Source organism: Nostocoides japonicum T1-X7, from assembly GCF_001046855.1.
GTDB classification, from domain to species: Bacteria; Actinomycetota; Actinomycetes; order Actinomycetales; family Dermatophilaceae; genus Nostocoides; species Nostocoides japonicum.
This window is the reverse complement of record NZ_HF570958.1, coordinates 4,319,572-4,333,604: the sequence shown is the minus strand read 5'-3', so window position 1 is coordinate 4,333,604 and position 14,033 is coordinate 4,319,572. Positions and strand designations below refer to the sequence as shown.

Genomic DNA, 14,033 nt, shown 5'->3' with positions numbered 1-14,033 from the left:
CTCTCAGGCGAGTCCGCGCGTCATGACGGAGGGCCGCCGCGTCCCGGCGATCGTCGCGACCATGTCGAGGACCTGCCGCGTCTCGACGACCTCGTGGACCCGGTAGACCTGGGCGCCGAGCCACGCCGAGATCGCTGTCGTGGCAAGGGTTCCGACGAGGCGCTCGCCGACCGGCAGGTCGAGCGCCTCGCCGACGAAGTCCTTGTTGGACAGGGACACGAGGACGGGCCAGCCGGTGCTCGTCAGCTCCTCGAGGCGACGCGTCACCTCGAGGGAGTGCCACGAGTTCTTGCCGAAGTCGTGGGCGGGGTCGATGAGCACGCGCGAGCGGTCGACGCCACGCGCCACGGCGCGGTCGGCCTGGGCGACGAGGGAGGCGACGACGTCATCGACGACGTCGGCGTACTCGACGCGGAACGGACGCGTGCGCGGCGTCGCGCCCCCGGTGTGCGTGCACACGTAGCCGACGCCGAACTCCGCTGCCACGTCGACGAGCCCGGGGTCGTAGCCGCCCCAGGCGTCGTTGAGGAGGTCGGCACCCTCCTGGCACACCGCGCGTCCGACCTCGGCGCGCCACGTGTCGACGCTGATGACGAGGCCGGGGAACTCGCCACGCACCCGGCCGACGAAGCCGACGACGCGCCGCATCTCCTCCTCGGCGTCGATGACGGGCCCGGGACCGGCCTTGATCCCCCCGATGTCGACGATGTCCGCGCCCTCCTCGACGACCTGGCGGACCCGGTCGAGCGCGGCGTCCTCGTGCCAGGTCAGCCCCTTGTCGTAGAAGGAGTCGGGTGTGCGGTTGACGATGGCCATGACGAGTCGGTCACTCTCGTCGTAGGCGTGGGGGCCGAGCCGCAGGGTCACCCGCAGACCTCCTCGAGACACCCCGCATACCCCTCGACGGTCACTGCCGGTGGGCGTTCGGTGAGATCAACGGTGGTCTCCCGGGGGGTGAAACCCGTTGTGGTCCGGTCGAACTGGCGCAACGCGGCCGACGTGGACCGGGGATGCGACGCCCCGAGTCGCGCCTCCACGGCCGCGAGCACCTGGACCGCCATCGGGCCGAGCGTGTCGTGCCGGTGATGCCGGTGGGTGCGGCGGCCGAGGTCGACCTGGGCGATCGCCTCCGGGCCGCAGAGCGTTGCCGTGTCGACGAGGGCGGCGATCTCCACGCCGTATCCGACGGGCACCGAGAGCTGCTCGAGGACGTCGCGCCGAATGGCCCACTCGCCCGAGAGCGGCTGGACGATCCCCGCGAGCCCGGGGTGGTGGAGCGCGAGGAGGGGGCGGGCGACGAGCTCGGTGACCCGGCCGCCCTGCTCGACCTCGCGGCCGGCGGGGTCGAGCATCGGCCGGTCGTAGACCGCCTTGACGAGCGCCGTGGCCGGATCGGTGAGGAGGGGGCCGAGGAGGCCGGTCACGAAGTGCGGCCCCCAGTCGACCAGATCGGAGTCGACGAAGACGACGAGGTCGCCGGTCGTCACGAACTGCGACTTCCACAGGGCCTCCCCCTTGCCCCTGCGGGCACCGAGATCCGGCCGGATCGCGGCGGCGGCATGGACGCTCGCGCCGGCGCGGCGGGCCACCTCGGCCGTCGCGTCGCTCGAGTCGGAGTCGATGACGACGAGCTCGTCGACGAGCGGGACGTCCTCGACGAGCTCGGCCCGCAGCCGGGCGACGATGCCGCCGACCGTCGCCTCCTCGTCGCGCGCCGGGAGGACGACGCTGACCCGGCGTCCGGCCTTCGCGGCGGCGAGGCCGTGGACGGACCAGTCGGCGTGGTGACGAACTCCTGCCACCCCATCGCCGTCTGCCGTCACCTCGTCATCGTAGGTCAGCGCCCGACGGCGCCATCGTCCGCGACGCATACGACGACCTCGCGTGCGGACAACTCGTGGATCAGGCCGCGAGCGCATGACTCGACTGGACTAAGTCTAGTCCGTATGCTGGCCGGATGACGACGATGGTGAACATCCACGAGGCGAAGACACACCTGTCCCGCCTGCTGGAGCAGGTCGCCGCCGGTGAACGTGTCGTGATCGCCAAGGCCGGCACGCCAGTCGCGGACCTCGTGCCCCACCGCGCGGCGCGGGTGGCGTTTGGCGGCCTCAAGGGCGAGGTCGTCTACACCGATGACGTGTTCGACGTAGACCCGGACATCCAGGAACTGTTCTACGGCAATGCTGCTCCTTGACAGCCAGGCTCTTCTGTGGCTGCTCGACGACAACCCCCGGCTCGGAGCGCACGCACGGCACGCCATCGCCACAGCCCAGGGGGTGCATGTCTCGGCGGCGACCGTGTGGGAGCTGACGATCAAGACCATGCTCGGCAAGCTGTCTGTGCCCGCCGACCTGACAACGAGGCTCCCTGAGCAGGGCTTGGAGCTGCTCAGCATCACGGCCGAGCACGCCGAGGCCATCCGCGCGTTCCCCGAGCTCTCCCGGCACGACCCATTCGACCGCCTCATCGTCGCGCAGGCATCCTGCACGGGGCTTCGACTGCTGACCGCCGACCGCGTCCTGCTGGACCTCCACCGAGACTTCATCCTCGACGCCTCACGGTGAGTGCTGAGCGACCAGAGAAGGCGGGAGTCGCCGATGACGAACCTGACCGAATGACAGCTCGCGACGCTGCGATCCCTGTGCGACACGATCGTGCCGGGTCGTCGACAGGGCCGACGTCCTGGCCGGACAAGGCCTCGGCATTCCCCCACGCCGTCCGGGGCCACCCCGATGATCACCGTCATGGCGCTGGCCCCCCGGACCGCCGAGAACATCGCCGCAGCCGCCGGCGCCACCACCACCCCCCGCTCGGGCCAGGAGAGCCCGACGTGAGCGGCGGCGTCGCGGACGGCTCCGAGGCTCAGGCCTGCCCGATGTCGCGGAGCAGCCCCTGGAACCAGTCGACGCTCGTGTCGAAAGCCTTGCCGCCCTTGATCCGGGCGAACTCGATGGCTCGCAGCTCGCCGTCGCGCTCCTCGTCCTCGCCGATGACCCCGGGCGTGTGGGCGAGCGCGGCGTCGACGGCGACGTCGGTGCACCGGCGGATGAGCGCGAGGTCCTGGTCATTGGAGGCGGCCGAGCGGGAGTAGTAGCCGCTCTTCTGGACCATCGTCTTCTCGGCGTCGAGCCGGGCGGCGAACTGCTTGGCGAACCAGGCCCCGGGGTTCACCTTGTCGAGCTGGACGTGCCCGAACGGGTCACGGGGCACCGAGGCGCCCGACGCCTCGAGCTGGGCGACGATGTCGGCGACCCCCGCTCCCTCGGAGAGGAAGATCGTCACGCAGCCGATCTCGTCCATGAGGGCGTGGAGCCGGGCCGCCTCGGCGTCGATGTCGATGGGCAGCTCCGGGACGAAGACGGCGTGGACGTCCCAGCGCCGCTGGGTGGCACCGATGCCCGGCACGTACTCCTGCTCCCCGACCCAGCGGTGGTATGCCGCGGCCGTCGCCGCCGTGAGCCATCCGCAGTGCCGCCCCATGACCTCGTGGACGATGAGCATCCGCGGGTTCGAGGAGTGCTCGGCGACGATGTTCTGCGCGTAGCGGCTGCCCATCTCGGCCGCGGTCCACGCGCCGAGGCTCTGCCGGATGGGGATGATGTCGTTGTCGATCGTCTTCGGCAGTCCGACGACGGTCAGGTCGTAGTCGTTCTCGTGGAGGTATGCCGCGAGGTCGGCGGCCGTCGTGTTCGTGTCGTCGCCGCCGATCGTGTGGAGGACGTCGACCCCGTCGGCCGTCAGCTGCTCGGCCGCGACGTGGAGGGGGTTCTGGCCCTCCTGGACGAGCCCTCGCTTGACGCAGTCGGCCACGTTGGTCAGCTTGACTCGGCTGTTGCCGATCGGACTGCCGCCGAAGCGGTGCAGCCGATGGGCCTGCTCGCGCACCTCGGGGGTCACCTCGACGGAGCGACCGGTGAGCAGGCCGGCATACCCGTCGGTGTAGGCGATGAGCCGGACGTCAGGGGCGACCTCGGTGTAGCGCTCGATGAGCCCGCCGACGGCGGACGACAGGCAGGGGGCGAGACCACCGGCGGTGAGCATCGCGACGGTGCGGACCGGCATACGACAGACCTCCAGATCGGGTGCCCCCATTGTGCCGTGGCGCACACCCGGCTCGGTGAGGGTGCCCGCGATGGGGACAGCGCCGCTCAGTCAGCCTTCGTGCACGGGACGGCGACCGTCTCCGGCGGCGCCTTCTTCTCGACCGGCAGGGGCGGCACCTCGTCGATCGGGGTGAGCGCCGTGAAGGTGTTGCCGATGACGAGGTCGACGCTCGTGCCCGAGCGGCCGTCCTTGGTCAACGTGGCACCGGGCACGTGCTGGAGAAGTCGCTTGGCGGCCAGGTCGCCGTCCTCGCCGTACCGGATGACGGCGGTCGTCTTCGGCAGGAACGTCTTCAGGGGGTCGTTCCCGGTCTTTCCCTTCCGGAAACCGCGCGCGGCGAGCTCGTCCTGGACCGTCTTGGCGAGGCCCTCGTGGAAGGTCGTGTTGTAGACGTTGACGGTGATCTGGCTGGGGCGCGGCATCTCCGGCGCCGGCGCCGGCGCGAGCGCCTTGTAGCCCGAGCCGATGACGAGGGCGACGCCCGTGCCGGTGCGCCCGTCGTTGAACAGCACCGAGCCGGGCAGCTGCTTCTGGAGCAGGAGCGCCTGGTTCAGCCCGGCGCTGCCGTAGTAGATCATCCCGCTCGCCTTGACGTAGAGGTCGGCGGGCGCCGTCGTCATCTCGACGATCTTGAAGTGCCGACGGGTCAGCTCCTTGCCGACCGTCGTCGCGAGTCCCGGCTCGCCGGTGGCGTTGAGGACGGTGACGCGGAAGGACGGGCGGGCCGGGGCCTGGACCACCTGCGGCTGGCACGTCGTCGTCTCCCGGTCGAAGATCCCGCTGCCGTAGGCCGCGGCGAAGCTCGCCGTGCCGAGGACGATGCCGGGCAGGGTGATGAACGCGGCGATCTGGCGCCACTGGTGCTTGCGGTAACGCTGCTCCGGCGAGAGAGCCAGGTACGCCTCCGCGCGACGGCGCCGCCAGGCGTCCCAGTGTCGGAACAACATCGAGTCCTCCTGCGGACCTCGGATCGATCTCACGGTTGCCGGGCGCGACGCGAGGTGCCCCGGGCCCGTGCGCCTAAATACATCATTCGCCACACGAGTCACACCAGCAACACGCCGGGACAGGACCCAACCGTGACGTGGCATCCCCTGCGATGCGGCCCCATCCCTGAGGTCCATTGTCACCCGAGCCCCTCGCGTCACGCCACCGGGATGGGCGGGTCCGCGCGCTCAGCCGCGGTGGAGCTCCGGGCGGACGAGCTCGGCGTTCTCGACGAGGTTGAGGGCGCCGCCGGTCCGCAGGTTGTCGCTGCAGATGAAGAAGTCGATGGCGTTGCGCAGGCCGGGCGTCTGCCGGATCCGGCCGACGAACCGCGGATCCGAGCCGACGGCGTCGACGGGCGTCGGGAACTCGTGATGCTCGATGTCGTCGAGGACGACGATCGTCGGGGCGTCCATGAGGGCCTGCCGGACGTCGTCGGCCGTGAGCCGCCGCTCGAAGCGCGCGTGGACCGCGACGGAGTGGCTCGTCACGACCGGCACGCGGACACACGTCGCGGAGATGGGCAGCCGAGGCAGCTCGAGGACCTTGCGGATCTCCCCGCGGACCTTCGTCTCCTCCGACGTCGCCCCGTCCTCCGAGCCGACGCCGACGAACGGGACGACGTTGTACGCGAGGGGTGCCGGGAAGGGCGACGGGCCCAGCTCGTGCTCGACGAGGCGGCGGACGTCCCCGGGGCTGCGCCCGAGGGTCCGGTCGGCGCCGACGAGGGCCATCTCGTCGTAGAGCCGCTGGGTGCCGCGGCGGCCGAGACCGCTCGCGGCCTGGAACGTCGTGAGGACGAGCTCGCCGAGGTCCCACTGGGTATGCAGGACGCCGAGCGCCTCGAGGATCGTCAGGGCCGTGGCGCCGGGGTTCGCGATGATCCCGCGGGGACGGTCGCGCAGCTTGAGGGGGTTGACCGACGAGGCGACGAGGGGGACGTCGTGCTCCTCGCGGAAGTCGGTGCTGTTGTCGATGACGATCGCACCGGCCGCGACGGCGATCGGCGCCCAGGTGCGGGCCAGCTGGGGCGGCAGGTCGAAGAGGGCGATGTCGACGCCGTCGAAGAAGTCGCGGGACAGCCGCTGGACGACGAGCTCCTCGCCCCGCGCGACCACCGTCGTGCCGACGTCGTCGGGCGAGGCGCAGACCCGCACCTCGCCCCACAGGTCCTCCCGCAGCCGGAGGAGGGACAGGACCGTCCGGCCCACGGCGCCGGTCCCGCCGACGACGGCGAGGGTGGGTCGTTCAGGCACCAGGGCTCATTCCGTCGGTCGTCCCCGCCGGTGCGGCGGGCGGTCGGCCGGACGCGTCAGAGGACCCGTCCGCGGGCCACCTCGTCCGACGCCGTCGACTCTAACCCGGCGGGCGAGCCGGCGACCGGGCACCCCGGCGCGCCGAGGATCAGCGGCCGGTGCCCGCATACACGACGGCCTCGGGGGAGTCCGAGTCGAGCCCGAAGGCCGTGTGGACCGCGCGCACCGCTTCGTCGAGGCGCTCCTCGCGCGTGACGACGGAGATGCGGATCTCCGAGGTGGAGATCATCTCGATGTTCACGCCTGCGTCGGCGAGGGCCTTGAAGAACGTCGCGGACACACCGGGGTTGGAGCGCATGCCGGCCCCGACGAGGGACAGCTTGCCGATCTGGTCGTCGTAGAGCAGCGCGGCGAAGCCCACGGAGTCCTGGATCCGCTGCAGCGCCTGCATCGCCGTCACCCCGTCGGCCCGGGGCAGCGTGAAGGAGATGTCGGTCAGGCCGGTCTCGGTCGCCGACACGTTCTGGACGATCATGTCGATGTTGATCTGGGCGGCGGCGACGGCCTCGAACAGCTCGGCCGCCTTGCCGGTCCGGTCGGGAACGCCGACGACGGTGATCTTGGCCTCGCTCCGGTCGTGGGCGACACCGGCGATGATGGGGGCTTCCACGGCGGCTCCTTCGGGTGCGGGCTTGTCGGTGACGATCGTCCCCTCCTTGTCGGAGAAGGACGACCGGACGTGGATGGGGATGTCGAAGCGGCGGGCATACTCGACGCTGCGCAGGTGGAGGACCTTGGACCCGGCGGCCGCCAGCTCGAGCATCTCCTCATTGGAGATCCGGGAGATCTTGCGGGCGGCAGGGACGATGCGCGGGTCCGCGGTGAAGACGCCGTCGACGTCGGTGTAGATCTCGCAGACGTCGGCGCCGAGGGCCGCGGCGAGGGCGACGGCCGTCGTGTCCGTGCCCCCGCGGCCGAGGGTCGTGATCTCCTTCGTGTCCTGGCTGACGCCCTGGAACCCCGCGACGATGACGATGTGGTTGTCGCCGAGGGCCTTGGTGATCCGGCCCGGCGTGACGTCGATGATCTTCGCCTTGCCGTGGACGGCGTCGGTGATGACGCCGGCCTGGGACCCCGTGAAGGAGCGCGCCGTGAAGCCGAGGTCGGAGATGGCCATCGCGACGAGGGCCATGGAGATCCGCTCGCCGGCCGTCATGAGCATGTCGAGCTCGCGGGCCGGCGGCAGCGGGCTCACATCCTGCGCGAGGTCGAGCAGCTCGTCGGTCGTGTCCCCCATGGCCGACACCGCGACGACGACGTCGTTGCCGGCCTTCTTCGTCTCGCCGATGCGCCGGGCCACCCGCTTGATGCTTGCGGCGTCCGCGAGGGACGAGCCGCCGTACTTCTGGACGACCAAGGGCACGGGAGCTTCTCCGATGGTGCGAGGGTTGACGGTCTCTCGAGTCTAACGACCGGTCCAGTGGGCGGACACCAGGCCCGTATGCCGGACGCGCCGGCCGCGAGCCGCGACACCCGGCCCTCGCTTTATCGGGTGACCCGATAAAGCTGGCGCTCGCGGGATCGGGTCACCCCGATCGGGTGCCGGACCGCCACACCCGGTGGTGCACAGACCCCGATCGGGTGCCAGATGGCCAGGGGGTGTGATGCACAGGCGCTCGCTTTATCGGGTGACCCGACAAGACGTGCGCTCGCCTTATCGGGTCACCCCGATCGGGCGCCAGACCGCCACACCCGGTGGTGCACAGACCCCGATCGGGTGCCAGATGGCCAGGGGGTGTGATGCACAGGCGTTCGCTTTATCGGGTGACCCGACAAGACAGAGGTTCACCCGACTTCCGTTGTCGGGTGAACCTCGGTGTTCCGGGGTGACCCGATAAAGCGAGCGATGGGCCGGCCACGCAGCGAGCGACGGGGCGGCCACGCAGCGAGCGGCGGGGCGGTACGGCAGGAGGGGGCCACGGACGGAGTGAACCTCCCGCGGGGTGACACAGCACCCGCATAGGGTCTGTCCATGGAGAGCAGCTCGAGGGGGATCGAGGTCCGGGGCGTGCGGCGCGCCTTCGGGTCCGTGCTCGCCGTCGAGGACATCTCGCTCACCGCGCGCCCGGGTGAGATCACCGCCCTCGTCGGGCCCAACGGCGCGGGCAAGACGACTCTGCTCCTCATGCTCGCGACGCTCCTCGCCCCGGACCAGGGAGAGATCCGGATCGACGGGGTCGACCCGGTGACCCGGCCGCGCGAGGTGCGCGCGCACATCGGCTGGATGCCCGACGGGTTCGGCACCTGGGACGCGCTGACGGTGAGGGAGGTGCTGCTCACCATCTGCGCGGCATACGACATGCGCACCGAGCGCGCCCGGACCCGGACCGACGAGGTCCTCGCCCTCCTCCACCTCGGTGAGCTCGCCGACCGGCGGGCCCGTGTCCTGTCCCGTGGGCAGAAGCAGCGGCTCGGGCTGGCCCGGGCCCTCGTCCACGAGCCGTCGGTCCTCCTCCTCGACGAGCCGGCCTCCGGCCTGGATCCTCGGAGCCGGATCGAGCTGCGCGACGTGCTGCGGGGCCTGGCCGCCGAGGGTCGGACCGTCCTCGTCTCGAGCCACATCCTCACCGAGCTGCAGGAGGTCGCCGACCGCGCCGTCATCGTCTCGCGAGGGCGGTCGATCGACGTCCAGACCCTCGAGCCGGACGGTTCCGCCGCGACGGTCGCGCGGTGGCGGGTCTCCAGCCTCGACACCGAGCGGCTGCGCGGGTGGCTCGACGACCGTCGGGTGTCCTGGCGTCCCGATCTCACGGCGACCGAGGTCGACGTCGTCGGCGAGGAGGCGGCCGCCGCCCTCCTCGCGGAACTGGTGCGCGACGACATACGGATCACCTCGTATGCCCCGAGCCAGGGTGCGCTCGAGGCGGCCTACCTCGCGGCGACGGAGGACCGACAGTGAGCGCGCACGGGGTGTGGACGGTCGCGGCGCTCGAGCTGCGGCAGCGGGCTCGCACGTCGCGGTGGCCGGCCGTGCTCGCCGTGTGGTTCGTCGTCATTGCGGGCGTCACCGTGCTCACCTGGCTCGCCATCAACTCCAGCAGCAACGACGTCCTCGCGGGGCCGACGCTCTACGACGTGACGACGTTCCTCGTCCTCGCCCTCGGCATGCTCGTCGTCCCGTCGCTCACCGCGACCTCCATCAACGGCGACCGGGAGCAGGGGGTGCTCGCGACCCTCCAGACGACCCTCCTCACGCCCGCCGACATCGTCGTCGGCAAGCTGCTCGCGTCGTGGCTCGTCTCGCTCGTCTTCCTCGCGGTGTCGCTGCCGTTCCTCGTCTGGGCGTGGGTGTCCGGGGGTATCTCGATCGGGTCGGTCCTCGCCTCGCTCGCCGTCCTCGCCCTCGTCCTCGCCGTCGTGTGTGCGATCGGCCTCATGTTCTCGACCCTCACGGCGCGGCCCGTCGCCTCGGCGGTGCTGACCTACCTGGCGATGGCGGCCCTCACCTTCGGGACGGTCATCGTCTTCGTCCTGTCCTTCTTCCTCGTCGACTCCCGGGAGCAGGTGCGGTACTACGGCGTCCCCGACAGCTGGTGGGAGCAGCACCAGTCCGTCACCCCGGACGACGCCTCCTCCGAGCCGACGGTCGCGGACTGCCGGCATCTCACGCGCGAGACGGAGGTCATCCACACTGAGCGGATCTGGTGGCTCCTGCCGCTCAACCCGTTCGTCGTCGTCGCGGACGCGGCACCGGGCCGCGACGTGCGGCAGACGACGTCGAGCGGCGGCTTCACGCCGATGCGCTACATCAGCATCGGCGCCCGCGCCGCCCGGGCAGGAGCCGACACCCGGGAGCGGCAGGAGTGCTACGTCGGCTCCAACGCGCCCGAGGAGGAGGAGCCCCTCCAGTCCGGCCCGGTGTGGCCGTTCGGCCTCGGCTTCCTCCTCGTCGTCGGCGCCGGGGCGAGCGCCGTCGCGATCCGGCGCACCCGCACCCCGGTCCGCCGGCTGCCCAACGGCACCCGCATCGCCTGAGTCCTCTGGGCACCCCCGCCCGCTCTTCTGCACGGCCCCTGCGTGCTCGCCTGGCGGCGGCCCCCCTTCGGCAGGTGTGAGCTTTCCGTGGTCCGGTTCGCCCTCCGACCACGACAACCCCGCACGTGCCGCGACGCTGCCCGGCAGGTGTGAGCTTTCCGTGGTCCGGTTCGCCCTCCGACCACGACAACCCCGCACGTGCCGACTTGATGTCGGGCTACTGGCGAGTAGGAAACAACAACTCGGCACGTGCGGGGAGGGATGTCGGCGCGCGCGGCACGAGTGCGATACGTGCGGTGAAGGGTGGGGGCGCGTCGGGGTCAGGGGTGGAGGGCGTCGAACTCGGCCTCGGAGACGATCTCCTCGTCGGCGTCGAGCCGGATGTGGGCCAGGAGCGACTGGAGGACGCGCAGGGCCGAGGCGGCCCGCTCACCCCAGAACGACAGGTACGAGAACTGCCACCACCACAGGGCCTCGACGGTCCGCCCGGCGTCGTAGTGGGCGAGGCCGTGGGAGAGACCGTCGGCGACGAGGGTGAGGTCGTTGGACAGCGACCCCGTCGTCACCTCGCCGCTTGTCAGCGGGTCCTCGAGGTCGGCGTACTCGTCGAGCCCCTCGAAGACGTTCGCGATGCCGACGCGGAGGGGGTTCAGCTCGGGATCCGGCCCGGAGTCGGCCTCGAAGCGGTCCGTCGGCACGATGTCCTCCATCGCACCGAGCCGCGCACCCATGGCCAGCGCCTGCGACAGGGCGAGGAGGCTGAGCGGGATCGCCGAGTCGGAGGCCGACCCGGCGGCGATCTCCGTCACCGCCGTGAGGTAGAGCCGCGCCTCGCGAGCGCACTCGTCGGCCAGGGGCGCCAGGTCGGCCAGCACGTCAGGCATCGATCAGTCTCCGTCCCTCGAAGGCGCGGCCGAGGGTGACCTCGTCGGCATACTCCAGATCGCCCCCGACCGGCAGTCCTGAGGCGAGGCGGGTGACCCGCAGTCCCATGTCCTTCAACAGCCGCGCGAGGTAGGTCGCCGTCGCCTCCCCCTCGAGGTTGGGGTCGGTCGCGATGATCACCTCGGTGACCTCGCCGGACGCGAGGCGCTGCATGAGCTCGGTGACGCGCAGGTCGCTCGGGCCGACGCCGTCGATGGGCGAGATGGCGCCGCCGAGCACGTGGTAGCGCCCGCGGAACTCCCGGGTCCGCTCGATGGCGACGACGTCCTTGGGCTCCTCGACGACGCAGATGCTCGTCGCGTCGCGCCGCGGGTCGGCGCAGATCCGGCAGACGTCGCTCTCGGCGACGTTCCCGCACACCGAGCAGAACCGGACGCGGGCCTTCACCTCGGTGAGCGCCCGGGCGAGCCGGCTCACGTCCGCCTCGTCGGCCTGGAGGAGGTGGAATGCGATGCGTTGGGCGCTCTTGGGACCGACCCCGGGCAGTCGCCCGAGCTCGTCGATCAGGTCCTGGACCGCACCCTCGTACACGGTGCCGAGCCTATGCCCTCGGCGCCCCGGGACGGGGGGCGGCGGGCCGTGATTCGCCGGCACGCGTGCGCCGCTCCGAACCGCCCGGGCGGGGACGGTCGGCAGGGCCGACCCGCTGTCGGCCCGCTCCCGTCCTGGTCAGATCCCGATGGGCGGGCCGTCGGAGGCCGTCGGCAGCGTGGCATACCCACCGGCCCGAGCCTGTCCGCTGAGCGCGGCGATCGCGTCCATGACGTCGTCGGTGAGGGCGCGGCGGGCGCGTCCGGACGGCATGCCGGCGTATGCCGTCGGCTGGATCGGCGCTCCGAAGTGCACCTCCACGTGGCGGATCCGAGGGAAGCGGTTCCCGACGGGCTGGATCTGGTCGGTGCCGACGAGTCCGACCGGCACGACGGGGACCTGAGCCTTGAGGGCCAACCAGGCGACGCCCGTGCGTCCGCGATAGAGCCGTCCGTCGCGGGAGCGGGTGCCTTCCGGGTAGATGCCGAAAGCCCCACCCGCCTCGACGACCGCGAGCGCCGACTCGAGGGAGTCCTGGGCGGCGCTCGGGCTGCGGCGGTCGACGGGGATCGCTCCGAGCGAGGACATCATCTGGGCGAGCGCACGCCCGGGGAGGTTCGTCTTCTCGAAGTAGTCGGACTTCGCGAGGAAGGACACCTTGCGGGGCGAGGTGAGCGGGATCGCGAATGAGTCGATGAAGGACAGATGGTTGCTCGCGATGAGGCAGCCGCCGCTCTCCGGGACGTTCTCGAGCCCGGTGATGGTGGGGCGATAGAGCAACAGCGTGAGCGGTCGCAGGACCGCCCGGCCCACCGTGTAGTACATGTCGGAACCGTAGCCCCACACCGGCGCGCCGGCACGCCGCGTTCCGCGGAGCGGTCGATGACGCTCGCCGTCGTGGCCTGGGAGGTGGTGAGCCGTTCGGTGGACACGGGAGGGCGCGTCAGCGACGGACCGTTGAGGTTGGCCCGGCTCGGCCGAGCCCGCGCGAGCTCCTGGCTCAGTCCTCGGACTCGTCGATGACCGTGCCGCCGAGGAGCCGCTGGACGACGGAGGCGCCCGCCTCGGCGATCTCGTCGACGGCTTCGTCGTCGGGGCTCACGAGCTCCTCGTCGGCGTCCTCCATGACGTCCGAATCCGAGGCACCAGGCGGTGAGGCGGGAACGGCTCCCGGGCGGCCGTCGACGAGTGGGACACGGCGACGCGCGGACGGCGACGCGCCTGCCGCTCCGCCGCCCGCCGCAACGCCGCCAGCGGCCGCCGGGCCACCCGAACGAGCGGCAGGGTCTGGGGCACCGGTTTCGTCGCCCGGAGGTCCTGAGGACCCACCAGGTGGGACGGCTCCACGTGCGACGGCACCCGGGGCCGAACGGGCCTCGGGAGACGATCCCGCACCGTATGCCGGGTCCGGCCGCCCGCCGCCCTCTCCTGGCCCGTCGCCGGCGGGCATGGTGGCCGTCGCCCACGACGGAGCGGTCGTGGCCGGTGGCGGTGCGGAGCTCCAGTCACCCCGGCTCGCGGGGGGACCTGGGGCGGGCTCCGCGTCCGGAGAACCGGTGGGCGCCCGAGGGCCGGAGCGCACCGGTGGCGGAGGGTTCGCCGACGTGGCGGGTGCGGACGAGCCGTCATCGAGGACGCCCTCGACGCGGACGTCGATGCCGAGCACGTCGATGAGCGCCTGCCGGACCAGCTCGGGATGCTGACCCCCCTGGAACGCCGTCAACAGACCCGCCGTCGGCATCGACACCTGCAGGCGGGAGCCGTCGTAGCCGACGATCTGCGCGTGCGCGGACAGGAGGGTCCACGTCGTCCGCTTGAGGGTGAAGACCTTGGCGAGCACGTCGGGCCAGGCGCGCCGGAGGGCAGCCGTGTCGAGGCCCCTGGTGGCCGGCGCCGCCGCGGTGGCCTCCGACGTGCCGGCGGCCGGAGAGGACGAACCGGCGGTGGGCGCAGCGGTGCCCCCGCCGACCGGTGCCGGCGCCTCGGGTATGGGTCCGGATGCGTTCCGGGCCTCCTCGACCGGCCGACTCGGGGGGCGACCCGCTCCGCTGTCGGCCGGCGCCGAGGCCGGCCCTGAGGGCGCGTCCGGGGTTGCCGGGCCCGCGGGTGGAGCCGAGGTCGCGCCCGGATCCGGGCGGCCCACGGGGGGGCCGGCCGGGGGGGGGTGGGGGG

14 protein-coding genes are annotated in these 14,033 nt (G+C 71.9%); 4 read left to right on the top strand and 10 right to left on the bottom strand.

Features of this window, described 5'->3' with window-relative positions:
• Window positions 1-3: 3 nt before the first annotated feature.
• Together folP and BN12_RS19665 are read right to left on the bottom strand one after the other, a co-directional pair.
• A complete protein-coding gene (folP, locus tag BN12_RS19670; RefSeq protein WP_327152674.1) occupies window positions 4-867 on the bottom strand; it encodes a dihydropteroate synthase in 864 nt (287 codons plus the stop codon).
• Window positions 864-1,823 carry a glucosyl-3-phosphoglycerate synthase gene (locus BN12_RS19665; RefSeq protein ID WP_048556641.1) on the bottom strand — a complete coding sequence of 320 codons (960 nt, stop codon included), beginning with the start codon at window positions 1,821-1,823 and terminating at the stop codon, window positions 864-866. Before BN12_RS19665 ends, folP begins: the two co-directional genes overlap by 4 nt.
• Window positions 1,824-1,957: 134 nt before the next feature.
• On the opposite strand from BN12_RS19665, the gene BN12_RS19660 reads away from it, so the two are divergent.
• Together BN12_RS19660 and BN12_RS19655 are read left to right on the top strand one after the other, a co-directional pair.
• Window positions 1,958-2,197 carry a type II toxin-antitoxin system Phd/YefM family antitoxin gene (locus BN12_RS19660; RefSeq protein WP_048555165.1) on the top strand — a complete coding sequence of 80 codons (240 nt, stop codon included), beginning with the start codon at window positions 1,958-1,960 and terminating at the stop codon, window positions 2,195-2,197.
• Complete coding sequence (locus BN12_RS19655; protein WP_048555163.1) at window positions 2,184-2,567, top strand: type II toxin-antitoxin system VapC family toxin; 384 nt, start codon at window positions 2,184-2,186, stop codon at window positions 2,565-2,567. Before BN12_RS19660 ends, BN12_RS19655 begins: the two co-directional genes overlap by 14 nt.
• 298 nt (window positions 2,568-2,865) lie before the next feature.
• Here the strand turns inward: BN12_RS19655 and BN12_RS19650 are convergent, their stop codons facing one another.
• The 4 genes from BN12_RS19650 to BN12_RS19635 all read right to left on the bottom strand — a co-directional run bounded on the left by BN12_RS19650 (window position 2,866) and on the right by BN12_RS19635 (window position 7,773).
• Window positions 2,866-4,065 (bottom strand): pyrophosphate--fructose-6-phosphate 1-phosphotransferase, encoded by a 1,200-nt coding sequence (locus BN12_RS19650; protein WP_048555161.1) that lies wholly within the window; start codon window positions 4,063-4,065, stop codon window positions 2,866-2,868.
• A gap of 86 nt (window positions 4,066-4,151) precedes the next feature.
• Window positions 4,152-5,054: a LytR C-terminal domain-containing protein gene (locus BN12_RS23490; protein WP_053080122.1), complete on the bottom strand. Its 903-nt coding sequence runs from the start codon at window positions 5,052-5,054 to the stop codon at window positions 4,152-4,154.
• Between the two features lie 228 nt (window positions 5,055-5,282).
• Window positions 5,283-6,350 carry an aspartate-semialdehyde dehydrogenase gene (locus BN12_RS19640; protein ID WP_157635577.1) on the bottom strand — a complete coding sequence of 356 codons (1,068 nt, stop codon included), beginning with the start codon at window positions 6,348-6,350 and terminating at the stop codon, window positions 5,283-5,285.
• Between the two features lie 148 nt (window positions 6,351-6,498).
• Entirely contained in the window at window positions 6,499-7,773 is a 1,275-nt protein-coding gene (locus BN12_RS19635) for an aspartate kinase (protein ID WP_048555157.1), read from the bottom strand.
• A 609-nt stretch (window positions 7,774-8,382) separates the two neighbouring features.
• Between BN12_RS19635 and BN12_RS19630 the strand changes: the two genes are divergently transcribed.
• Both BN12_RS19630 and BN12_RS19625 read left to right on the top strand, forming a co-directional pair.
• Window positions 8,383-9,309, top strand: a complete 927-nt coding sequence (locus BN12_RS19630) for an ABC transporter ATP-binding protein (RefSeq protein ID WP_048555155.1) — start codon at window positions 8,383-8,385, stop codon at window positions 9,307-9,309.
• Complete coding sequence (locus tag BN12_RS19625; RefSeq protein ID WP_048555153.1) at window positions 9,306-10,385, top strand: ABC transporter permease; 1,080 nt, start codon at window positions 9,306-9,308, stop codon at window positions 10,383-10,385. The genes BN12_RS19630 and BN12_RS19625 overlap by 4 nt, the downstream gene beginning before the upstream one ends.
• Before the next feature lie 320 nt (window positions 10,386-10,705).
• Here the strand turns inward: BN12_RS19625 and BN12_RS19620 are convergent, their stop codons facing one another.
• From BN12_RS19620 to BN12_RS26520, 4 genes are all read right to left on the bottom strand, one after another.
• Complete coding sequence (locus tag BN12_RS19620) at window positions 10,706-11,269, bottom strand: DUF5063 domain-containing protein (protein ID WP_048555151.1); 564 nt, start codon at window positions 11,267-11,269, stop codon at window positions 10,706-10,708.
• A complete protein-coding gene (gene recR / locus BN12_RS19615) occupies window positions 11,262-11,861 on the bottom strand; it encodes a recombination mediator RecR (RefSeq protein WP_048555149.1) in 600 nt (199 codons plus the stop codon). The genes BN12_RS19620 and recR overlap by 8 nt, the downstream gene beginning before the upstream one ends.
• Before the next feature lie 138 nt (window positions 11,862-11,999).
• A complete protein-coding gene (locus tag BN12_RS19610; protein ID WP_048556639.1) occupies window positions 12,000-12,686 on the bottom strand; it encodes a lysophospholipid acyltransferase family protein in 687 nt (228 codons plus the stop codon).
• 175 nt (window positions 12,687-12,861) lie between these two features.
• Window positions 12,862-12,987, bottom strand: a complete 126-nt coding sequence (locus tag BN12_RS26520; protein ID WP_268807020.1) for a hypothetical protein — start codon at window positions 12,985-12,987, stop codon at window positions 12,862-12,864.
• Between the last annotated feature and the right edge of the window lie 1,046 nt (window positions 12,988-14,033).